The organism is Rhodococcus huquni, assembly GCF_055231055.1.
On record NZ_JBUYWE010000001.1, the window covers coordinates 464870 to 487320 of the forward strand.

Sequence of the window (22451 nt, forward strand, 5' to 3'; positions counted from 1 at the left end):
TCTAGGGTGGAACTACCGTCGCTCGTCGACTGGAGGATCCCATGTCCGACATCGGTGTGTTCGCAAAAAGTGCCCGCGTCACCGGAACATCGCGAATCGACCTTCGGGAGAAGCTGCGCGCAAGGTACGACAAAGGTGCCAGCATCCGGTCCCTGGCAGCGGAGATGGGGCGCTCGTACGGATTCGTCCGCAACGTCCTTGCAGAGGCCGGCGTCGAGTTGCGTGGTCGAGGCGGCGCACACCGATCGGCGTGATCGGTCAGCGGCTGCGCCGGACGGACTCCTCTACGAGGTCGAGCACGGACTGCAGATTGTCACCGGCATGCCCGGACGCGATCCGCGCCACGAGTCCGTCCATGACGAGATCGAGGTAGCCGATCAGCACCTCGGTGGGAACGTCGTCGCGCAGCCGTCCCGCCGACTTCTGACGGGTGAGTCGGGCTGCGGTGGCCTCGGTCAGTTCGGCCGAACGCAACGACCAACTCTTCCGGAACTCCGGGTCCGTACGAAGCCGTCGCGCAATCTCCAACCGGGTACCCAGCCAGTCGAAGTCTTCCGGCTTCGCCAGCATGTCCCGCATCACCTGCACGAGACCTTCTTCTGCAACGACGTCGGCCATCCGCGTCGCATCCTCGTGTGCAAGGGCGAGGAACAGTCCGTCCTTGTCCTTGAAATGGTGGAAGATCGCACCACGCGACATTCCGGTCACCTCTTCGAGACGACGCACCGTAGCGCCGTCGTAACCGAATTCGGCGAAACACCGGCGCGCGCCGGCCAAGATGTGGCTGCGCCGTGCTGCGAGCTGGTCTTCACTGACCTTGGGCACTTCTTCCCGTCCTCGTCTCGCGTTCCGAAAGCACGCGGCGGACTCAGCCCTCGAGCTGAGTCCGCCGCGTGTCGGTTCGGCTGGTGAACTAGCCCTTGATCATGTTGCGAAGCACGAACTGCAGGATGCCACCGTTGCGGTAGTAATCCGCCTCACCGGGGGTATCGATGCGGACCACGGCGTCGAACTCGACCTTGGTGCCGTCGGTCTTGGTTGCTGTCACAGCCATCGTCTTCGGCGTCACGCCTTCGTTCAGCTTCTCGACGCCGACGATGTCGAACGTCTCGGTGCCGTCGAGCTTGAGCGACGTCGCGCTCTCGCCCTCGGGGAACTGAAGGGGGACAACGCCCATGCCGATGAGGTTGGAGCGGTGAATACGCTCGAACGACTCGGTGATGACGGCCTTGACACCCAGGAGCGAAGTGCCCTTGGCTGCCCAGTCACGCGAAGAACCGGAGCCGTACTCCTTGCCGCCCAGCACGACCAGCGGGATGCCGGCCTTCTGGTAGTTCTGCGACGCGTCGTAGATGAAGGACTGCGGTCCACCCTCCTGGGTGAAGTCGCGGGTGTAACCACCCGAGACGTCGTCGAGGAGCTGGTTCCGGAGGCGGATGTTCGCGAACGTTCCGCGAATCATGACCTCGTGGTTACCGCGACGTGAGCCCAAGGAGTTGAAGTCCTTGCGCTCGACACCGTTGGCCTCGAGGTACTGCGCAGCGGGAGTACCCGCCTTGATCGGGCCTGCCGGGCTGATGTGGTCGGTGGTGACCGAGTCGCCGAGCAGAGCGAGGACGCGAGCGCCCTTGATGTCCTCGACCGGAGCCGGCTCCTTGGTCATGCCGTCGAAGTACGGTGGCTTCCGCACGTAGGTGGACTTCTCGTCCCAAGCGAACGTGTCGCCCTCGGGGGTGGAGAGGTTCTGCCAACGGCTGTCACCGGCGAAGATGGTGGCGTAGGACTTGCGGAACATGTCCTGGCTGATCGAGGACTGGATGGTCTCCTCGATCTCCTTCGCGGACGGCCAGATGTCCTTCAGGAACACCTCGTTGCCGTCGGCGTCCTTGCCGAGGGAATCGTGTTCGAAGTCGAAGTCCATGGTGCCGGCGATGCCGTATGCGATGACCAGCGGCGGCGAAGCCAGGTAGTTCATCTTCACGTCGGGGGAGATGCGACCCTCGAAGTTACGGTTACCGGACAGGACTGCAGTGGCGGTCAGGTCGTTGTCGTTGATCGCCTTCGAGATCTCTTCCGGCAGCGGTCCGGTGTTACCGATGCACGTGGTGCAGCCGTAACCACCGAGGTAGTAGCCGAGCTTCTCGAGGTAGGGCCACAGGCCGGCCTTCTCGTAGTAGTCGGTGACGACCTGCGAGCCGGGTGCCATGTTGGTCTTGACCCACGGCTTGGTGGACAGACCCTTCTCGACTGCGTTGCGAGCCAGGAGAGCCGCACCGAGCATGACGGACGGGTTCGAGGTGTTGGTGCAGGAGGTGATACCCGCGACGACCACGGCACCGTGATCCAGAACGAACTCGCCGTGGGTGTCCGAGAGGACCTTGACCGGCTTGGAGGGGCGTCCCTCGGAGCCGTTGGCCGCCGACTGCACGTTCACTGCGCCGTCGTCGGCGAAGGAGAGGGTGGCCGGATCGCTCGCCGGGAAGGACTCCTCGACAGCCTCGTCGAGCTGGGTGTGCTCGGCCGGGTGGTTCTCCTCCACGTAGTTGTGGATGTCCTTGCGGAATGCCGTCTTGGCATCGGAGAGCAGAATGCGGTCCTGCGGACGCTTCGGGCCGGCGATGGAGGGGACGACCGTGTTGAGATCGAGCTCGATGTACTCCGAGTACACGGGCTCGTTCTCGGGGTTGTGCCACATGCCCTGTTCCTTGGCGTACGCCTCGACGAGCGCGAGCTGCTCGTCGCTGCGGCCGGTGAGGCGCAGGTAGTTGATGGTCTCTTCGTCGATCGGGAAGATCGCGGCGGTGGAACCGAACTCGGGGCTCATGTTGCCGAGGGTGGCGCGGTTCGCGAGCGGAACCTGCGCGACGCCCTTGCCGTAGAACTCGACGAACTTGCCGACGACGCCGTGCTGGCGAAGCATCTCGGTGGCAGTCAGAACGACGTCCGTAGCCGTGACGCCGGGCTGGATCTCACCCGACAGCTTGAAGCCGACGACGCGGGGGATCAGCATCGACACGGGCTGGCCGAGCATGGCCGCCTCTGCCTCGATACCGCCGACGCCCCAACCGAGCACGCCGAGGCCGTTGACCATCGTGGTGTGCGAGTCGGTGCCGACGCAGGTGTCGGGGTACGCCTGACCGTTACGGGTCATGACGGTGGGAGCCAGGTACTCGATGTTCACCTGGTGGACGATGCCCATTCCCGGGGGGACGACCTTGAAGTCGTCGAATGCGCCCTGGCCCCAGCGCAGGAACTGGTAACGCTCGCCGTTGCGCTGGTACTCGAGGTCGACGTTGCGCTCGAGGGCGTCTTCGCTGCCGAACACGTCGAGGATGACGGAGTGGTCGATGACCATGTCGGCAGGGGACAGCGGGTTCACCTTGTCGGCGTCGCCGCCGAGGGTCGTGACCGCTTCACGCATGGTGGCGAGGTCGACGATGCACGGAACGCCGGTGAAGTCCTGCATGATCACGCGCGCCGGCGTGAACTGGATCTCGACGTTGGGTTGTGCCGAGGGATCCCATCCGGAAATGGCGCGGATGTGGTCGGCGGTGATGTTCGCACCGTCTTCGGTGCGGAGAAGGTTCTCGGCGAGGACCTTCAATGCGTAGGGCAATTTTTCGGTGCCGGGCACGGCCGAGAGGCGGAAGATCTCGTAAGAGTTCTCTCCGACCTCGAGGGTTCCCTTGGCGCCGAACGAATCAATACTGGTGCTCACGTCAGCTCCACTCGTGTATGAGGGGTGGCCGCCGACGGGGCTGTGTCGACGGCTGAACGAGACGGTGCGGGAGTCGTGTCGCCGCGGTGTCTCAGTACAAGTCTAACAGTACGCTTGTCCTGTGAGGATTCGGGCAGCGCGTACACACTCAATCTTCACGGAGACGTCGCCCCGCCGCAACGAAACGAGCAACGACACGAGAAGCAGGCGGACGACCCGTGACCTCGTACGGCAACCCTGCCTCACGTAGTGTTCACGGAAGTCTTCACGCGAGACCGACGTTCCTACAGCAATCCGGATGAGAGATGTCTGACCCAATTGCCACTGTGACTCTTACCAGTGCTGTGAACCATGCGCACGACGCATCGCCGTTGTTCGCGCTTCCTGTCGATTCGGTGGTCCGACCGATGGCTGCGGACGTTCCACCCAAGGTGGAGCTGTCGGAGATTCTCGAGGACGTGGCGGACGATTCCGTATCCGCGCCCGACAAGCTGGTCGGCGACCTTGTCGATGTCGTGCACCGGGCAAAGGAACACGACATCGACCTGCGCATCGTGGTTTTGGACAAGGATCCGGGTCGGGATTCTCAATTGCGCGATCTCGCAACCGAAGTGGGCACCGAGGACGGCGGCACGGTTTTGGTCCTGAGTCCGAGCTGGGTCGGCACGTTCAGTGATTCGATCAGCCGTGTTCAACTCGAGGGCGGGCAGGACCGCACGTATACCGACAGTTCGGTCGACGCAGCGAACAACTTCCTCGACGAGATCGTGGAGCCCGGTCCGCCCTGGGCACTCATGACACTCGTCGTGATCTTCGTTGTCGTTGTGGCAGGGGCACTTACGTTGCTTGCGAAGATTCGTAGTGCTCGCACTTCTTCGGCCGTTTCGAAAACGACGGATACGGGTGCAACGAATTCGAGCACTCCCGATTCGGGCGGGACCACGCAATCGGGCAACTCCGACAGTTCCGTACGGGACGTCGACGGGTAACCGCAGAAAACTCGAGTGAAAGTTCGGCCACCGATGCGAATCGGTGGCCGAACTTCTTTGTGTGCGCAGTTGTGCCCGGCCAGTTGGGAATTCACTTCGGATTCACTTTCGGCGAATTACCAGTGTGTTATTTGTGGCCAAAGTTTCCAAAGCGTCCGGAAGTGTCGTACGGTGCATCTGGCGCTTTTGGGGAAGAAGTGTCGCAGTTGGTGATTGTCGTCAGGTGTGGCGACAGTCGTGGTGCGGCGTATCCGTCCACAGGTGGAGCCGACTGCGGTGCGGACCTCCCCGCTCCGGACACGACTCGTCGCGTTCGGTGTCGGAACCGAGGGAGAGATTTGTGAAGCGACAATCGCCGAGCGGCCAGTACCGCTGGAGTCGCTCCCGCCCGAGAAGTCGCGGTGCGCGCCTCTTGATCGGTATCAGCATCGTCGGCGCTCTCGTCGGGAGTACCCCGGGATTGGCGGCAGCAGTGCCGCCCCCGCCACCGAACCCCAGCGACGAACAGATTCAGCACGCCGATACCCAGGTCCACTCCGGTGTCGCTCAGGTGAGCGATCTCATCAACAGGGTGGCCCAGGCAGACGCACAACTCGCGCAGCTCGACAACGCGGTCGCCATCAAGCGTGAGGACGTCAACCGCGCGCTCGTCGACCTGCAGAACGCACGAGGCGTCGTCGACGCGGCAGCACACGCGGTCGATCTGTCGCAGCAGGCACTTCGCGATGCCGGCGCGATGATCGAATTCGCACAGACCGATTTCGACAAGTTCGCCGTGTCGAGCTACACGCAGGGCTCCAACGTCTCGTCGATTTCGACTTACCTCGGCGCGAAGGGTCCGGGTGACGTCCTGGACCGTGCCCAGGTCCTCAAACTGCTCGCCGCAAACCAGAATGCTGTCCTGGACGGATTACAGCGGGCGCGGACCGAGCAGGCCAATCGCAATTCCGAGAACCGCGCGGCCAAGGAAGAGGCGGATGCCGCCGCTTCCGCAGCGGAGTCGAAGAAGGCCGAGGCGGAGGACTCGATTCAGGTAGCCAGGGATGCACTGGCCGAGCAGACGAACAAGAAGGCGGCCATCGAAGCCGACCGCACCGCCGCACAGACACAACTCGATGCAGCCCGCGGCCAGGCCTCCGGCCTACAGGGGCAGCGCGACGCATATGCGTCGTGGGACGAGCAGCGCAGGGTCGAAGAAGCCCAGAATGCAGCGCTTGCCGCAGCGGCCAAGGAAGCCGCTGCGCAGGCCACAGCGCGCCTCGCTGCGAATCAGGAGGCTCGCGACCGTGCCGCCGCGCTCGCTGCCGGACAACGACCGCACACGGCCCTCGAAGAGCCGGCGAGCGGCGAGGTGACCCCGGACGACGAGTACACCGATGACGAGTCTTCGGACGACGAGTGGACCGAGGAAGGATCCGAGACCGAGTCGCCGGGCTCGACGCTCACCGGCGAAGCCGCGATCGAGACCGTGATCGACCGCGGGATGTCACAGATGGGTGTCACCTACGCGTGGGGCGGCGGCGACGAGAACGGGCCGACCAAGGGCATTCGCGACGGCGGTGTCGCCGACAGCTACGGCGACTTCAACAAGGTCGGCTTCGACTGCTCCGGCCTGATGATCTACGCCTTCGCCGGAATCGGAATTTCCCTTCCGCACTACACCGGCTACCAGTACACAGCGGGGGAGCAGATCCCTTCGTCGCAGATGAAGCGTGGCGACATGCTGTTCTATGGGCCCAACGCGAGCCAGCACGTGGCTCTCTATCTCGGCGACGGTGAGATGCTCGAGGCCCCGCAGTCGGGATCGTCCGTGAAGGTCTCTCCGGTGCGATGGGATGGCATGACCCCGTACGCTGTCCGTATGGTGTCGTAGATCATGATGGACACGTCGTGGCGGCATCGTCGGGACGTGTCCGGAAACGACTTGTTCAAGGCGACCGAGGACTCCGTGAAGCGGATCGCGTGTGGTTACGGCGGGGGTTGCTTGCACCTGGAACAGTTGAGCAAGTACGTGACTCGGGCAGAACGATCTAGGTGAAAGCGGTGGATTCTTGGTGACCTCACGTGACGATGCGGGAGCGAACGGTTCGGCAGGGAAGGACTCCGGCTCACCGGATCGCGCCGCGACTGCAGGCCAGACCGGGTCGGGTTCGACAGGGTCGGTAGCGACCAACGGATCCGGTGCGAAGTCGACGCCCACACCGCCGTCGCAGAGCCTCGCGAACGACGTGCAGACCCTCGAGCGGGCGGTCTACGAGGTCAAGCGTGTCATCGTCGGTCAGGACCGTCTGGTCGAACGAATCCTCGTCGGTCTTCTGGCCAAGGGACACGTTCTTCTCGAAGGTGTCCCCGGCGTCGCCAAGACGCTCGCGGTCGAGACTTTCGCGAAGGTTGTCGGTGGCACCTTCTCCCGCGTTCAGTTCACACCGGACCTCGTGCCTACCGACCTGATCGGTACGCGCATCTACCGCCAGGGGCGTGAGGAGTTCGACACCGAGCTCGGCCCGGTGGTCGCCAACTTCGTCCTCGCCGACGAAATCAACCGTGCGCCCGCGAAGGTGCAGTCCGCGCTCCTCGAGGTCATGGCCGAGCGCCACGTCACGATCGGCGGCAAGCGCTACCACATGCCCGATCCCTTTCTCGTGATGGCGACTCAGAACCCCATCGAGAACGAGGGTGTCTACCCGCTGCCCGAGGCACAGCGAGATCGTTTCCTGTTCAAGGTGCTGGTCGACTACCCATCGGTCGAAGAGGAACGCGAGATCGTGTACCGAATGGGCGTGGCCGCTCCGGAACCCCACCAGATCCTGGGCCCGGAAGAATTGGTGCGGCTGCAAAAGGTCGCGAGCCAGGTGTTCGTTCACCACGCGCTCGTCGACTACGTGGTACGCGTCATCTCGGCGACCCGTACTCCGGAAGAATTCGGTCTGCCGGACGTCAAGGGATGGATCGCATACGGTGCGTCTCCGCGTGCCACGCTCGGCATCATCGCCTCCGCTCGTGCGTTGGCACTGCTCCGTGGCCGCGACTACGTCGTGCCCCAGGACGTCCTCGAGGTCGTTCCGGACGTACTGCGTCACCGACTGGTTCTGTCCTACGACGCGCTCGCCGACGAGGTTTCGCCCGACGACGTGATCCAACGGATCCTCCAGACCGTGGGCCTCCCACAGATCGCAGCACAACCGACGCAGACGCCTGCAGGTGCGCCGATTCCGCCCGGAGGACCGGGAGCACCAGGCCAACCGGCGCCCTCCACAGGATCTGCGGCGCTGAGCCAGCAACGGTGAGTGCACGCGCGGCCGGAACGCGAGCGGGTGCGCCGCCACCGTCGTTTCGTTCCGGAGACCTTCGTGACCCACAGTTGTCCGCGGCTCTGCGCACACTGGAACTGACCGTACGGCGGCGGCTCGACGGCGTTCTGCACGGTGATCACCTCGGCCTCATTCCGGGGCCTGGTTCGGAACCGGGCGACGCTCGCGAGTACCAGCCCGGCGACGACGTTCGTCAGATGGATTGGTCGGTGACTGCCCGCACCACGCATCCGCACGTCCGACAGTCCGTCGCGGACCGCGAGCTCGAAACCTGGCTGATCGTCGACTTGTCGGCAAGCCTCGATTTCGGTACCGCCGGATGTGAGAAGCGGGATCTCGCGATCGCCGCAGCGGCGGCGATCACCCACCTCACCAGCGCCGGCGGCAACCGCATCGGCGCAATAGTGTCCACCGGCGAGCGGACGGTACGCATTCCGGCGCGCGGCGGCCGCATGAACGCGCAGGCGATGCTTCGGCGAATCGCGACCACACCGCACGCCGCCGACGGGGTCCGCGGCGATCTGCACGGAGCCATCGAATCGTTGCGACGTCCGCAGCGCAGGCGTGGCCTTGCAGTGGTGATCAGCGACTTCCTCGGTCCGATCGACTGGGAGCGCTCGCTGCGGGCGATTTCCGGTCGACACGACGTCCTCGGGGTGGAGGTCCTCGATCCCCGTGATCTCGAGCTGCCGGACATCGGTGACGTGGTGCTGCACGATCCGGAGTCCGGTAGAACGCGTGAGTTCACGACGACACCGCAGCTGCGTGCCGACTTCGCACGTGCCGCAGCAGAGCACCGGTCGAATGTCGAGCTGGCTCTGCGCCGATGCGGCGCTCCATTGCTGTCGCTCGAAACCGATCGTGATTGGATCGCCGACGTCGTTCGATTCGTGTCCGCCCGTAAACACAGTTATGGCACCGCGATGAATCAGGGGTCGCACAGGTGAGTCTTTCGCAGTTCGCGTCACCGTGGTGGCTTCTCTTCCTCGTGGTGATCGCGGGGCTCGTCGTCGGCTATCTGTGGGTGCAGCGCCAACGTCACAAGCACACTCTCCGGTTCACCAATTTCGCACTGCTCGAGAAAGTTGCACCCGCCAGGCCCGGTAGGTGGCGCCACATTCCGGCGATCCTGATGGTCCTGTCATTGGTGTTCTTCACGGTGGCGCTCGCCGGTCCGACCGACGACAAGCGGGTGCCGAGGAATCGGGCAACGGTGATCCTCGCGATCGACGTGTCGTTGTCGATGCAGGCCACCGACGTCGATCCGAGCCGCCTCGCGGCAGCGCAGGACGCCGCGAAGTCGTTCGCAGAAGGTCTGACGCCGGGGATCAACCTCGGCCTCGTCGCCTTCGCAGGCACCGCGTCGGTTCTCGTATCGCCGACCACCAACCGGGACGCCACGACTGCGGCCATCGACAACCTGCAACTGAGTGAGCGAACGGCGACGGGCGAGGCGGTATTCACCTCGTTGCAGTCGATCGACACGCTTGCGGCCGTTCTCGGCGGTGGGGACCAGGCGCCGCCGGCCCGCATCGTTCTGTTGTCGGACGGCAAGCAGACGGTCCCGGAGAACTCCGACGACCCCCGTGGCGGCTTCACCGCGGCGCGGCAAGCCAAGGACAAGGGAGTGCCGGTGTCGACGATTTCGTTCGGCACCCGATCGGGGTATGTCGATATCGAAGGCCAGCGAATCGGTGTTCCGGTCGACGACCCTTCGTTGCGTGAGATCGCCGATCTGTCCGGTGGCAGCTTCTTCACGGCTTCGAGCCTCGAAGAACTCCGCGCGGTGTACGACACCCTCGAAGAGCAGATCGGATTCGAAACCACCCGCGGTGACGCCAGCCGTCCCTGGCTGATCCTCGGCGTTCTGTTCGCCACGTCGGGCCTCGTTCTCGGCCTGGTCCTTCGACAACGACTGCCCTGATCAGAACATCGATTCATACCGTGGTTCTCACAACCCGGTCCACAACACACTCCGAAAATCGACCAGATAGGTTGAACGCATGTCTCAAGCAGAAACGAACGGCGCGTCCGCACGGTCCGTGGAGAATCCACGCTCGGTCCTCGTCACCGGCGGCAACCGCGGTATCGGTCTGGCAGTGGCGCAACGGTTGGCGGCGGACGGCCACAAGGTAGCCGTCACGCACCGCGGTTCGGGCGCACCGGACGGCCTGTTCGGCGTCCAGTGCGACGTCACCGACGCCGACTCGGTCGACCGTGCCTTCAAAGAGGTCGAAGAACATCAGGGGCCGGTCGAGGTAGTGGTCGCCAACGCCGGGATCACCGACGACACGCTGATCATGCGCATGACCGAGGAACAGTTCACCAAGGTCGTCGACGCGAACCTGACCGGGGCCTTCCGGGTCGCGAAGCGCGCTACCCGGTCGATGTTGCGCGGCCGGTTCGGACGTTTCGTCTTCCTCGGCTCCGTCGTCGGTATGGCCGGCGGCCCCGGTCAGGTCAACTACGCCGCGTCCAAGGCCGGAATCGTGGGCGTCGCCCGCTCTCTGACCCGTGAGCTCGGATCCCGTTCGATCACTGCGAATGTGGTCGCCCCCGGCTTCATCGACACCGACATGACTGCGGCCATGGAGGACAAGTACCGCGATATGGCTGTCCAGGCAATCCCGCTGCAGCGGGTGGGTAAGCCCGAGGACGTCGCGGCGGTCGTCAGCTTCCTCGCTTCGGACGATTCCGCGTACGTGTCCGGCGCGGTCATTCCTGTCGACGGCGGCCTCGGAATGGGGCACTGACCACTCGTCGTACCCGCTTCACCTTCATCGACTTCACTTTCATCACAGGAGGAATCCTCATGGGCGGACTGCTCGAGGGAAAGACCATTCTGGTCACCGGCATCATCACCGACTCGTCGATCGCGTTTCACGTCGCCAAGACCGCTCAGGAGCAGGGCGCGAACGTGATCATCACGGGATTCGAACGTCTGCGACTCATCGACCGAATCGCACAGCGTCTTCCGAAGCCCGTGCAGCCGGCGATCTCGCTCGACGTACAGGACGAGGCAGACCTGGCCTCTCTCGCCGATCGCGTGCGTGAGGTTGCGCCGAACGGGATCGACGGCGTCGTTCACTCGATCGCGTTCGCGCCGCGCTCCTGCCTGGGTAACCCCTTTCTGGACGCACCCTGGTCGGACGTCGGCGTGTCCCTCGAGGTCTCGGCGTACTCGTATGCAGCGTTGGCCAAGGCGCTTCTGCCGGTGATGAACGACAACGCTTCGATCGTCGGAATGGACTTCGACCCGTCACGTGCCGTGCCGTTCTACAACTGGATGGGCGTCTCGAAGGCCACCCTCGAGGCGGTCAACAGGTTCGTCGCCAAGGAGGTCGGTGGGCGCGGCATCCGTTCCAACCTCGTGGCTGCCGGCCCGATCAAGACGCTTGCTGCCAAGGCCATCGCCGGAACGGCAACCGGTCCTGCCGCTGAGATGGACAAGCTCAACACGGCATGGGACGAGCGCGCTCCGATCGGCTGGAACGTCGACGACCCCGAGCCGGTCGCCAAGACCGTCTGCACGGTGCTGTCGGACTGGCTTCCCGGTACCACCGCCTCGATCGTCTACGTCGACGGCGGCGCACACGCGATGGGCGGCTGACACAGCCGAAGCCCCGGACGTCAAGCCCCGAACGACAACACGCAGGATGGACGACATGAACGATGTCGACGCACTTCTGGTGCTGTCGTTCGGGGGTCCGGAGAAGCCCGACGACGTACGCCCGTTCCTCGAGAACGTCACGGCGGGCAGGGGAGTACCACCCGAACGCCTCGATGCCGTCGTCGAGCACTACATGCATTTCGGTGGCGTCTCACCGATCAACGCATTGAACCGCGACATCATTTCGCGCATCGAGGTGGAGTTCTCCTGCGCCCCAAAAGGTTTGCCGGTCTATTTCGGTAATCGCAACTGGCACCCGATGATCGAGGACACCGTCGACCGAATGCGGTCGGACGGCGTGAAGTCGGCGTTGGTGTTTCCGACGTCCGCCTGGGGCGGATATTCCGGTTGTCGGCAGTACCACGAGGACATCCTGCGCGCGCGTGGCGCGGTCGGTAGCGGCGCGCCCCAATTGCAGAAGCTACGTCAGTACTACGACCATCCATTGTTGATCGAGTCGTTCGCCGACGCGGTGCAGGCTGCTCGTTTGAGTCTGCCACCGAACCTCCGCGAGAAGGCGCGTCTCGTGTTCACCGCGCATTCGGTGCCGATCTCGGCCGATGCCGCGGCCGGGCCTCCCGGCGCCGGCGGCCGGCTCTACAGCCGACAGGTGGCCGAGGCCGCCCGGCTCACCGCAGCGGCAGTGGGAGTCGCAGACTACGACCTGGTCTGGCAGTCACGCTCGGGGCCACCACACATCCCGTGGTTGGAGCCGGACATCTGCGACCACCTGGATCGGCTCGCCGAGACACATACAGGGGCCGTCATCGTGTGCCCCGTCGGATTCGTGTCCGATCATCTCGAAGTCGTGTGGGACCTCGACACCGAGGCCGAGGAAAAGGCCCGTGAACTCGGCATCGCATTCACACGAGTTGCCACACCGGGAACGGACGAACGCTTCGCCAGAATGGTTCTGGAACTGGTGGACGAGCAGATTTCGGGTGGTCCGGTTCGTCGACTCGGCACGGAGCCGTTGCTGGGGGCATCGACGAACGGACTTCCGTGCGCCGGTGGGTGCTGCGAGCCGCCGGTCAGGACGTCCGGGCGGCCCTCGTCGTCGAATTGATCGCTGCGGCGCGGGCAAGGCGCACGGATCTCTTCAACGGCCGCAGGGTCTCCGTCAGGGTGCCGGAGCCGACCGCGCTGAGTGGATCGACGGGCGACAGCCGGTCCGCGGTGGCGAGAATGGCGTCGACCCTGTCTGCGGAGTCGAGTACGCGCAGCACCCGCGGTGGTGTGGAACCGGGATAGCGGTGGCGGCCTGCATGTGCGAGATCTTCGGCTATCTGCTTCCGTGGATCGACCGCCGTGCCGTTGCCCACGGTCTGTAACCCCGAAATTGCCGACGCAGCCTCCCTGGTCGTCTCACGCATCAGGTACTCGGCTTCCCCGAGCGGAATTTCGTCGGTGTCGAGGGGAACCTCGGGGATGGTGAACGCGGTCCATCGGAGTACGTCCGGGCCCTCCACTGTGGGAACGAGACCGGTCCCGGTATGTCCAGTCCGGCCGATCAGCACACCTTGACCCGCGGACATGGCTGCCTTCGCGAAAGGCGTGTCGACCGGTAGGCCGCGTACGTCACCCGGCTCCGGGAGAACGAGCCGCACGTCGGATCCGCCGACCGTGTCCTGGCGCAACGTGCGCAGCAGTGCAGCGGCACCCGAGTCCTGCGGGTCGGGCCAGGGGAGCCCGGTACGGCCGGCCGTCACGGCGTTCTCTGCGCACATCAGATGCATCGGCGCCCATTCGTGCAGGGCGTCGACCACGTCGTCGGGTGCGCTCCGGCCGTGGAGCCACGCGGCGGCCCACACGGTCAGAGTTGCGCTCGGAGAAGTCACGATCAACCAGCATATGTCGGCGTGGCGCGATGTGGCGAACGGTGCGCCTGGCATAGCGTGGTCGGCCGTGAGTGGAGGCGACAGGTACAGCGACATCTTTGCAGGGCACCCGCGTAGGCGGAAGGCTCCGGCACCCACCGTTCCGGCGGAACGCGGTGTCGTGGCGGAGGACGCGGCTACGGGGTTCTGTGGTGCGGTAGTGGGGTTCGAGAAGACCTACGACGGTGACTTCGTCCGTCTCGAGGACGGCACGGGACGGACTCGGTTGTTCGCGATGCGCGAGGCGGCATTCCTGATCGACGGTCGTCCCGTGACCTTGACCAAGCCGACTTCGCGTCCGCAGAAGTCTGCCCCCACGCGTTCGGCCTCCGGGTCCACGAAGGTGGAGGGACTACGTGCCCGCACGGCCCGAGCGAGCCGTATCTGGGTCGAGGGCGTGCACGATGCCGCCCTCGTCGAACGGGTATGGGGACACGACCTGCGGGTCGAAGGTGTGGTCGTCGAGCATCTCGAGGGTCTGGACAATCTCGCCGAACGGCTGGCCGAGTTCGCGCCGGGTCCCGGCCGGCGGGTGGGCGTGCTCGTGGATCACCTCGTGACCGGCTCCAAGGAATCGGGTCTCACCACGGGGCTCGGCCCGAACGTGCTCGTGACCGGTCATCCGTACATCGACGTGTGGGAGGCGGTTCGCCCGTCTGCGGTGGGTATCGATGCGTGGCCGAAGATTCCGCGCGGCACGGACTGGAAGACCGGGGTGTGCGAAGAGTTGGGATGGGGCTCACCGCGGGACGGCTGGCGACGCGTGTATTCGGCCGTGAGTTCGTTCCGAGACCTCGAGGCACCACTCATCGGTGCTGTGGAGCAGCTCGTGGACTTCGTCACCGTCGATTCGTCCGTTTCTGGTTAGATGGTGTTGTGGCTGCATTGATTTGGCTGGTAGCGGGGGTGTTGCTCGCCGCAGCGGAAGCGTTGACGGGAGACTTCTTTCTCCTGATGCTTGCGGGCGGTGCGCTCTCTGCGGCCGGGGTCAGCGCCGTCACCGACTTCCCGTTGTGGCTGGATGCAATCGTCTTCGGAGTGATGTCGATCGGACTGCTCGTCGTGGTCCGCCCGATGCTGTTGCGGCGCTACTCACAACAGCCCGCGATTGCCACCGGTATCGACGCGTTGCCGGGCAAGCCCGCTCTGGTTCTCGAAGAGGTGGGCTCCGACACCGGTCAGGTGAAGCTCAACGGTGAAGTCTGGACTGCGCGGCCGATGGATCCCACCGAGGTGTATCCGCCCGGCACAACCGTGACCGTAATGGAAATTGACGGTGCAACCGCCGTCGTATGGAGGGGAATCTAGATGGAAGCACTCATAGTGCTTGTCGTACTCGTACTACTTGTTGCCGTGGTGGTGGCGAAGTCGGTGGCGCTCGTGCCGCAGGCAGAAGCGGCAGTGATCGAACGTCTCGGCCGCTACTCGCGGACCGTGTCCGGCCAGTTGACCTTTCTGATTCCCTTCGCGGACCGCATCCGCGCCAAGGTGGATCTGCGTGAACGCGTGGTGTCGTTCCCGCCTCAGCCGGTGATCACCCAGGACAACCTCACGCTGTCCATCGACACCGTGGTGTATTTCCAGGTCACCAACCCGCAGGCCGCCGTGTACGAGATCAGCAACTACATCGCCGCGGTCGAGCAGTTGACCACGACGACACTGCGTAACGTCGTCGGCGGGATGACACTCGAAGAGACCCTCACCTCGCGTGATTCCATCAACGGTCAACTCCGTGTCGTTCTGGACGAGGCCACCGGGCGTTGGGGGTTGCGTGTCGCGCGCGTCGAGCTGAAGAGCATCGATCCGCCGCCGTCGATTCAGGAGTCGATGGAGAAGCAGATGAAGGCGGACCGTGAGAAGCGGGCAACGATTCTCACGGCCGAGGGCCACCGCGAGTCGTCGATCAAGACTGCCGAAGGTGACAAGCAGAGCCGCATTCTCGCCGCGGAAGGCGCCAAGCAGGCCTCGATCCTGACCGCCGAGGGTGAACGTCAGTCGCAGATCCTGCGTGCACAGGGTGACCGGGCCGCCAAGTACCTGCAGGCGCAGGGTGAAGCGAAGGCGATCGAAAAGGTCTTCGCTGCAATCAAATCGGGTAAGCCGACGCCCGAACTGCTGGCGTACCAGTATCTTCAGACTCTTCCCGAGATGGCGCAGGGCGACGCGAACAAGGTCTGGATGGTGCCCAGCGACTTCGGCGACGCACTGAAGGGATTCGCCAAGACGCTCGGTGCGCCGGGGCAGGACGGTGTGTTCCGCTACGAGCCGTCGACGACGGACGACGACCTCCCGAAGCCGGAGGACGATTCGGAGGAAGTTGCCGAGTGGTTCGAGACCAAATCCGATCCGACCATCGCGGAAGCGGTGCGGGCGGCAGAAGATGTTGCGCGCCAGCCGGTCAACGATCCGGTGAAGTCCGGCGGTTCCAGTCCGGCGACAGCCAAGCCTGCGGAGGACGCCGGTCAGGGCCAGTTGCCGCCTCGCACGGACCAGCCGCAAGGTGGCTGGCAGGGAGTGCCGCAGCAGCAGTACCAGCAGAACCCGCCGCAGCAAGACCCTCAGCAGTAGAGCAGTAGAAGTTCCTCGGGTCGGGCCCTGATCGCGCTACGTGATCAGGGCCCGACCCGTTCCGCATACGGCGAGCGCCCACAGGACGCTCGTGAACGTCCCGATGATGAACTGCTCGGAAGCATTGGGTTCACGCAGTTCCGGGTACCGGGCGAGTCCTTTCACTGCGAGAACCACGGCAATACCCTCCGGCCACGCGGCGAGGATGGCGACAGCGACAGCGGTTCGTTCGAGCAACCCGATGATGCGACCACCGCGGAGCGGTCCGGTGCCGGGGGAGACTTCGCCTTCGCCGTCGGGTTCACCTGCATCGGACTGGTGGCGGGCGATGCGAAACGCAGCCAGCACCAGTGGTGCTCCGCCGGTCGCCGCGGCCGCCACGCACAGGACGAGGGTGGCGGCGAGAGCGAATCCCGTAACCGGGGCAACTCTGGTGGTGGCAAGCGCCGCCACGGCGAGGGAAACCACTGCGACCAGAGGTGACACCCATGCGGGCACCCGTGCGGTGAGTACGAGCGGCGACACGGCTGCGACACCGAGCGCCAGGAGCGCGAGAATAGTCATGAGTCCGCCTCGGCCGCAGCTCGCGATGCACGATCTGCGGCATGTAGGAGTCGTTCGGCAAGTCTTCGACCAGAGGTCTCTGCTTGCCAGGCCGCTGTGGAAAGGCGTTGTGATACTGCCTGCTTGCTGATGCCGAGGGCGCGCGCCGTCTCGGTTTGGGTCATCCCGTCGCGCATGCGAGCAATCGCTTCCCGGCCCTCTTCCGACCGGCGGGCGATCAAGACGGCGACGAGTGTCAGTGCTGCCTCCGCGTCCGCTGCGGTGTCTTCGTCGTGCCCTTCCACCGCGATCCTGCCCGGCATGTTCTTCGCCCTGTCCACTGCGGTGCGGGCGGTCTCGAAGGCGCGGCCTCGGCCGGCCCGAGTTTCTGTGGGTAGTGGATGTTCGACCGGACCGATACCGATGCCGATGCTCCAGTGTCCGCGTTCGACGAGGTCGAGGGCGGTGTTCACGACTGCATGTGGGTCGTCGGCAACGGCTTGCATCTCGTCGCCGGCCGTACGTTGAAAGGGCCGTACGAGCTTGTCGGCCAGCGATGATTCGACGAGGTCCTGTACGCGATCGATGTCGCTACGGCTGCCGCGTTGGTCGACCGTGAGAACGAACATGAGTAAAGGCTAGAAACTGGATATCAACAAGTCAAGGTTTTAGGCTTGATTGTGGTAAATCAACCTTCAGGGCTTGACCTCTACTGATCCCGATTCCGCCGACTCGACAGTCTCCCCGTCGGGTACCGGACGCTTGGAATCGATCACCAGACCGATGATCCCCACCGCGATGCATGCCGCCGACACCATGAGCATCCGAGGATCGGTCTCACCCGTCAGCGCATCGCCGAGCACGACGATTCCGACGGTCCCTGGCAGCGTGCCTATCAGAGTCGCGGCGACGTACGGCACGATCCGTATGGACGACACTCCGCAGCAATAGTTCAGTACCGAGAACGGCACGAAGGCGATGAGTCTCAGCGAGCCGACGGCCAGCCATCCGCGCCGCGCGATGCGCTCGTCCACCCGGCGGACGGCCGGACTCGAGATGTACTGCCACACGACATCGCGGCCTACTGCGCGAACAAGATAGAAGGCCAGGACCGCACTGACCACGGACGCCGACACGGCGATCGTAATTCCCCACACCGCCCCGAACAGCAGCCCAGCACTGAGGGTGAACACCGTTCGCGGGAACGGGAGAACTGTGACCAACGCATGCACCAGGAAGAAGACCAGCGGGAACATCGGCCCCACGGAGTCCGCCCACTCGCGAAACTGCATGACAGACGGAAGTGGTACGAACACGACCACCAGAACGAAGGCGATCGCCAGCACCACGCCGCCGACCACCCTACGGTCGCGGAGGCGTCTGGTCACAGCACCCGAGATTACCTTCTCGAGGCGTCCGCGGCCTCTCGGGGAAACAGTCGACCGCTCCGCCGCGAAAGCCCGCCCTACCTGACCGAATGCAACGTGAGGGGATCCTCATGATGCGGTCATCTGTGATGCAGCTAGCATCACAGAAATAGAACGAGTAGCAGCTCTACGGCCGTGATTCGCCACCGCCGACCCATGACGGAGAGGAAGCCGACACTGTGTCACCCACGCAGAACGTGTCACCAGCTTCGACAACAGCCGACGACACCGCAGCCTACGAACGGTGGCAGCAGGGCGTCGCGGGCGTACTGGCGAAATCGCGACGGGTCGAGCCGTCCGAGCTCGGCCCCGAACCACAGAAGCTTCTGGACACGCTCACCTATGACGGGGTGACGGTCTCACCGCTCTACAGTCCCCGCGACGAACTGCCGGAGTCGCCGCTGCCGGGCTCGTACCCCTATGTACGCGGTGGCAGCAAGACACGAGACGTCAACGCCGGTTGGCAGATCGCAACCGTTTTCGGTGGCGGACGGGTGGCGCCGGCCGACATCAACAATGCTCTTCTCGATTCGCTCGCGAACGGTGTCAGCGCGATTTGGCTGCGCCTCTCCGAGGGCACCGACGACGAGTCTTCTCTCGCCGCGATTCTCGACGGTGTGTACCTCGATCTGGCGCCGATCACCCTCGACGCCGGCACCAGAGCCCCCGAGGCCGCCGCGGCGCTATATTCGGTCCTCGACTCGCGAGCCGCTGCGGGGGATGGGGTGACGAATCGGTCGGCCATCCGAGTCCAGCTCGGGGCCGCGCCGCTGACGAGCAATTTCTCGTCGCGTCCCGACGTAGATCTCGATATCGCAGTCTCGCTCGCGGCCGCCGCTTCGAAGCGCGCCGAGGAGATCCGAGCAATCACGGTCGACGGAACCGTCTTCCACGATCAGGGTGCTTCCGATGCGGAGGAACTCGGCGCGACGATCGCCGCCGGCCTCGCATACCTTCGTTCCCTCACCTCTCGCGGTCTGACCATTTCGGATGCACTGAACCAGGTGGCGTTTCGGTTCTCGGCCACCGACGAGCAGTTCCAGACCATCGCCAAGTTCCGCGCCGCACGAATCGTCTGGGCGCGTATCGCGCAGGCCTGCGGTGCACCCGAGGCGGGCAATGCGCCGCAGCACGCAGTCACCTCGGCGGCGATGATGGCGCAGCGAGACCCCTGGGTGAACATGCTGCGCACGACCCTCGCCGCGTTCGGCGCAGGGGTAGGCGGCGCGGACGTCGTGACCGTGTTGCCCTTCGACTCCGCTCTTCCGGACGGGACGTTGGCGGTGTCCAAATCGTTCGCCGCGCGCATCGCCCGCAACACTCAACTCCTGCTTCTCGAAGAGTCGCACCTCGGCCGAGTGATGGACCCTGCCGCGGGTTCCTGGTACGTCGAGGACCTCACCGCGAAGCTCGCCGAGAAGGCCTGGGAATTCTTCCAGGAGATCGAGGCGGCGGGTGGGTTCGTCGACGCCACGGAGACGATCACAGATCGCATCGCGGCCACTCGCTCCGCGCGCGAACACGACATCGCACACCGAAAGACGACCGTCACGGGGGTGAACGAATTCCCCAATCTGGGCGAGGCACCGCTCCCGTCGGGGGCCGCGGACCACAATTCTTCCGTCCACCGCTACGCCGCCGCGTACGAGCGCCTGCGCGATCGTTCCGATGCGTACCTGTCCGCGCGGGGCTCCCGTCCGAAGGTCGTCCTGATTCCGCTCGGGCCGGTCGCGGAACACAATGTCCGCACCACCTTCAGCGCCAACCTGCTGGCGGCCGGCGGTATCGAAGCGGTCGATCCCGGTCCGGTGCAGATCGGTACGGGTGCGATCGCGACCACCGTGGAGAAGAGCGATGCGCCGATCGCCTTGCTGTGCGGTACCGACAAGCGGTACGCCGAAGAGGCAGCCGCTGCAGTGGAGGAGTTGCGCGCCACCGGGATCGACAGGATCCTTCTCGCCGGACCGGAGAAGATATTCACCGACGTCGAACAGAGCAGGCGCCCCGATGGGTTCGTAACGGCGAAGATCGACGCCGTGTCCGTGCTCTCGGAACTTCTGGACATCATCGCAGGGAGTGAGAAGTGACTACACGAGACGTCTCGCACGTGATCGGCAGCTTTGCCGACGTGCCGCTGGTCGACCCGGACTTTCCGACTCCAGCAGCACCCACGCCCGAGAATGCGGAGTCGTTCGTCGCGGAATCTGCAGCGGCGAACAACTACTCGCCCGAGCAGACGGTCTGGTCCACTCCGGAGGGCATCGACGTCAAGCCGGTCTACACCAAGGCCGACCGCGACTCGGTGGCTGCCGAGGGCTACCCCCTCGGAAGCTTCCCGGGTGCGTCCCCGTATCTGCGCGGGCCGTACCCGACGATGTACGTGAACCAGCCGTGGACGATTCGTCAGTACGCAGGCTTCTCCACCGCCGCCGAATCCAATGCCTTCTACCGCCGCAACCTCGCCGCCGGCCAGAAGGGTCTGTCCGTGGCGTTCGACCTGGCGACCCACCGTGGCTACGACTCCGACCATCCGCGCGTACAGGGCGACGTCGGTATGGCCGGTGTCGCGATCGACTCCATCCTCGACATGCGGCAGCTGTTCGACCACATCCCGCTCGACAAGGTCAGCGTGTCGATGACCATGAACGGTGCGGTGCTGCCGATTCTGGCCCTCTATGTCGTGGCCGCGGAAGAACAGGGTGTTGCACCGGAACAGTTGGCCGGAACCATTCAGAACGACATTCTGAAGGAGTTCATGGTCCGCAACACCTACATCTATCCGCCCAAGCCTTCGATGCGGATCATCTCGGACATTTTCGCCTACACCAGCGCGAAGATGCCGAAGTTCAACTCGATCTCCATCTCGGGATACCACATCCAAGAAGCCGGTGCCACAGCCGATCTCGAGCTGGCATACACCCTCGCCGACGGTGTGGAGTACATCCGGGCGGGCCTCGATGCAGGTATGGAGATCGACAAGTTCGCGCCGCGCCTGTCGTTCTTCTGGGCCATCGGAATGAACTTCTTCATGGAGGTGGCCAAGCTCCGCGCCGGGCGCCTCCTCTGGAGCGAGTTGGTCGCGAAGTTCGAGCCCAAGACCGCCAAGTCGCTGTCACTGCGTACGCATTCGCAGACGTCGGGGTGGTCGTTGACCGCGCAAGATGTCTACAACAACGTCTCGCGCACGTGTGTCGAGGCGATGGCGGCGACCCAGGGACACACGCAGTCGCTCCACACCAACGCTCTCGACGAGGCACTGGCGTTGCCGACCGACTTCTCGGCTCGTATCGCCCGCAACACGCAGCTTCTGCTGCAGCAGGAATCGGGCACGGTCCGACCGATCGACCCGTGGGGTGGATCGCACTACGTCGAGTGGCTCACTCACCAGTTGGCGAACAAGGCCCGCGCGCACATCGCCGAGGTCGAAGAGGCCGGCGGCATGGCGCAGGCGATCAGTGAAGGAATTCCCAAGCTCCGGATCGAGGAGGCCGCCGCACGCACGCAGGCCCGAATCGATTCGGGACGTCAGCCTTTGGTGGGCGTGAACAAGTACGTTCCCGACGAGCCCGACGAGATCGAGGTGCTGAAGGTCGAGAACTCGCGGGTGCGCAAGGAACAGCTCGAGAAACTCGAGCGCCTGCGCGCGGAACGCGACGAGGATGCCACGCAAGCGGCACTTTCCGAGCTGACCCGTGCTGCCGCGTCGACCGAGGGGGGCATGGAGAACAATCTCCTCGCCCTGGCGATCGACGCAGCCCGTGCGAAGGCGACCGGCGGCGAGATCTCCGACGCGCTCGAGAAGGTGTACGGCCGTCACCAGGCCGAGATTCGCACGATCAGCGGTGTGTACCGCGACGAGGCCGGAAAGGTCGACAACATCACGAAGGCAACGGAACTCGTCGAGAAGTTCGCAGAAGAAGAGGGTCGTCGCCCGCGTGTGCTCATCGCGAAGATGGGCCAGGACGGACACGACCGTGGCCAGAAGGTGATCGCCACGGCGTTCGCGGACATCGGATTCGACGTGGACGTCGGACCGCTGTTCCAGACGCCGGAAGAGGTCGCCGCGCAGGCCGCCGACAACGACGTGCACGTGGTCGGTGTGTCGTCGCTGGCTGCCGGCCACCTCACGCTGGTGCCTGCGCTGCGGGAAGCGTTGGCCGGCGTGGGAAGACCCGACATCATGATCGTGGTCGGCGGCGTGATCCCGCCCGGCGACTTCGACGAGCTGTACCGCGCCGGCGCCGCCGCGATCTTCCCGCCGGGAACGGTCATCGCGGACGCGGCCAGCGGCCTGCTCGAGAAGCTGTCCGCACAGCTGGGGCACGACTCGAACGGATCCTCGGACTAG

20 protein-coding genes are annotated in these 22451 nt (G+C 64.7%); 14 read left to right on the forward strand and 6 right to left on the reverse strand.

Features of this window, described 5'->3' with window-relative positions; all coding sequences use genetic code 11:
• Nucleotides 1–41: 41 nt before the first annotated feature.
• Nucleotides 42–254 (forward strand): helix-turn-helix domain-containing protein, encoded by a 213-nt coding sequence (locus tag ACZI8R_RS02225; protein ID WP_463377913.1) that lies wholly within the window; start codon nt 42–44, stop codon nt 252–254.
• Nucleotides 255–258: 4 nt separating this feature from the next.
• Here the strand turns inward: ACZI8R_RS02225 and ACZI8R_RS02230 are convergent, their stop codons facing one another.
• Together ACZI8R_RS02230 and acnA are read right to left on the reverse strand one after the other, a co-directional pair.
• Nucleotides 259–825, reverse strand: a complete 567-nt coding sequence (locus ACZI8R_RS02230; RefSeq protein ID WP_463377914.1) for a TetR/AcrR family transcriptional regulator — start codon at nt 823–825, stop codon at nt 259–261.
• 88 nt (nt 826–913) lie between these two features.
• Nucleotides 914–3718, reverse strand: coding sequence for an aconitate hydratase AcnA (acnA, locus tag ACZI8R_RS02235; RefSeq protein WP_463377915.1), 2805 nt, complete (start codon nt 3716–3718; stop codon nt 914–916).
• 305 nt (nt 3719–4023) lie between these two features.
• Between acnA and ACZI8R_RS02240 the strand changes: the two genes are divergently transcribed.
• The 8 genes from ACZI8R_RS02240 to ACZI8R_RS02275 all read left to right on the forward strand — a co-directional run bounded on the left by ACZI8R_RS02240 (nt 4024) and on the right by ACZI8R_RS02275 (nt 12754).
• On the forward strand, nt 4024–4707 hold the full coding sequence (locus tag ACZI8R_RS02240) for an Rv1476 family membrane protein (protein WP_463377916.1): 684 nt from the start codon (nt 4024–4026) through the stop codon (nt 4705–4707).
• Nucleotides 4708–5047: 340 nt separating this feature from the next.
• Nucleotides 5048–6580: an NlpC/P60 family protein gene (locus tag ACZI8R_RS02245; RefSeq protein WP_463377917.1), complete on the forward strand. Its 1533-nt coding sequence runs from the start codon at nt 5048–5050 to the stop codon at nt 6578–6580.
• 181 nt (nt 6581–6761) lie between these two features.
• Nucleotides 6762–7994, forward strand: coding sequence for an AAA family ATPase (locus ACZI8R_RS02250; protein ID WP_463377918.1), 1233 nt, complete (start codon nt 6762–6764; stop codon nt 7992–7994).
• Nucleotides 7991–8965: a DUF58 domain-containing protein gene (locus ACZI8R_RS02255; protein WP_463377919.1), complete on the forward strand. Its 975-nt coding sequence runs from the start codon at nt 7991–7993 to the stop codon at nt 8963–8965. The genes ACZI8R_RS02250 and ACZI8R_RS02255 overlap by 4 nt, the downstream gene beginning before the upstream one ends.
• Entirely contained in the window at nt 8962–9942 is a 981-nt protein-coding gene (locus ACZI8R_RS02260; protein ID WP_463377920.1) for a VWA domain-containing protein, read from the forward strand. The genes ACZI8R_RS02255 and ACZI8R_RS02260 overlap by 4 nt, the downstream gene beginning before the upstream one ends.
• Before the next feature lie 79 nt (nt 9943–10021).
• Nucleotides 10022–10771, forward strand: coding sequence for a 3-oxoacyl-ACP reductase FabG1 (gene fabG1 / locus ACZI8R_RS02265; protein ID WP_463377921.1), 750 nt, complete (start codon nt 10022–10024; stop codon nt 10769–10771).
• Nucleotides 10772–10830: 59 nt separating this feature from the next.
• A complete protein-coding gene (gene inhA / locus ACZI8R_RS02270; RefSeq protein WP_463377922.1) occupies nt 10831–11628 on the forward strand; it encodes an NADH-dependent enoyl-ACP reductase InhA in 798 nt (265 codons plus the stop codon).
• Between the two features lie 46 nt (nt 11629–11674).
• Entirely contained in the window at nt 11675–12754 is a 1080-nt protein-coding gene (locus tag ACZI8R_RS02275; protein ID WP_463377923.1) for a ferrochelatase, read from the forward strand.
• Here the strand turns inward: ACZI8R_RS02275 and ACZI8R_RS02280 are convergent.
• The gene (locus ACZI8R_RS02280) at nt 12720–13526 is read right to left on the reverse strand and encodes a hypothetical protein (RefSeq protein WP_463377924.1); all 807 of its coding nucleotides are present in this window, start codon (nt 13524–13526) and stop codon (nt 12720–12722) included. The genes ACZI8R_RS02275 and ACZI8R_RS02280 overlap by 35 nt on opposite strands.
• A 67-nt stretch (nt 13527–13593) precedes the next feature.
• On the opposite strand from ACZI8R_RS02280, the gene ACZI8R_RS02285 reads away from it, so the two are divergent.
• The 3 genes from ACZI8R_RS02285 to ACZI8R_RS02295 are packed head-to-tail and all read left to right on the forward strand — an operon-like array spanning nt 13594 to nt 16133.
• Nucleotides 13594–14433, forward strand: a complete 840-nt coding sequence (locus ACZI8R_RS02285; protein ID WP_463377925.1) for a DUF3097 domain-containing protein — start codon at nt 13594–13596, stop codon at nt 14431–14433.
• Between the two features lie 8 nt (nt 14434–14441).
• Nucleotides 14442–14873: an NfeD family protein gene (locus ACZI8R_RS02290; RefSeq protein ID WP_463377926.1), complete on the forward strand. Its 432-nt coding sequence runs from the start codon at nt 14442–14444 to the stop codon at nt 14871–14873.
• Nucleotides 14874–16133 carry an SPFH domain-containing protein gene (locus ACZI8R_RS02295; RefSeq protein ID WP_463377927.1) on the forward strand — a complete coding sequence of 420 codons (1260 nt, stop codon included), beginning with the start codon at nt 14874–14876 and terminating at the stop codon, nt 16131–16133.
• Nucleotides 16134–16169: 36 nt separating this feature from the next.
• On the opposite strand, the gene ACZI8R_RS02300 is transcribed toward ACZI8R_RS02295, so the two are convergent.
• The 3 genes from ACZI8R_RS02300 to ACZI8R_RS02310 form a co-directional block, all read right to left on the reverse strand.
• On the reverse strand, nt 16170–16697 hold the full coding sequence (locus ACZI8R_RS02300) for a hypothetical protein (RefSeq protein ID WP_463377928.1): 528 nt from the start codon (nt 16695–16697) through the stop codon (nt 16170–16172).
• On the reverse strand, nt 16694–17305 hold the full coding sequence (locus ACZI8R_RS02305; RefSeq protein ID WP_463377929.1) for a hypothetical protein: 612 nt from the start codon (nt 17303–17305) through the stop codon (nt 16694–16696). Before ACZI8R_RS02305 ends, ACZI8R_RS02300 begins: the two co-directional genes overlap by 4 nt.
• Nucleotides 17306–17371: 66 nt before the next feature.
• On the reverse strand, nt 17372–18064 hold the full coding sequence (locus ACZI8R_RS02310; RefSeq protein WP_463377930.1) for a TVP38/TMEM64 family protein: 693 nt from the start codon (nt 18062–18064) through the stop codon (nt 17372–17374).
• A 236-nt stretch (nt 18065–18300) separates the two neighbouring features.
• On the opposite strand from ACZI8R_RS02310, the gene mutA reads away from it, so the two are divergent.
• Together mutA and scpA are read left to right on the forward strand one after the other, a co-directional pair.
• Complete coding sequence (mutA, locus tag ACZI8R_RS02315) at nt 18301–20190, forward strand: methylmalonyl-CoA mutase small subunit (protein ID WP_463378201.1); 1890 nt, start codon at nt 18301–18303, stop codon at nt 20188–20190.
• Complete coding sequence (gene scpA / locus ACZI8R_RS02320; protein WP_463377931.1) at nt 20187–22451, forward strand: methylmalonyl-CoA mutase; 2265 nt, start codon at nt 20187–20189, stop codon at nt 22449–22451. The genes mutA and scpA overlap by 4 nt, the downstream gene beginning before the upstream one ends.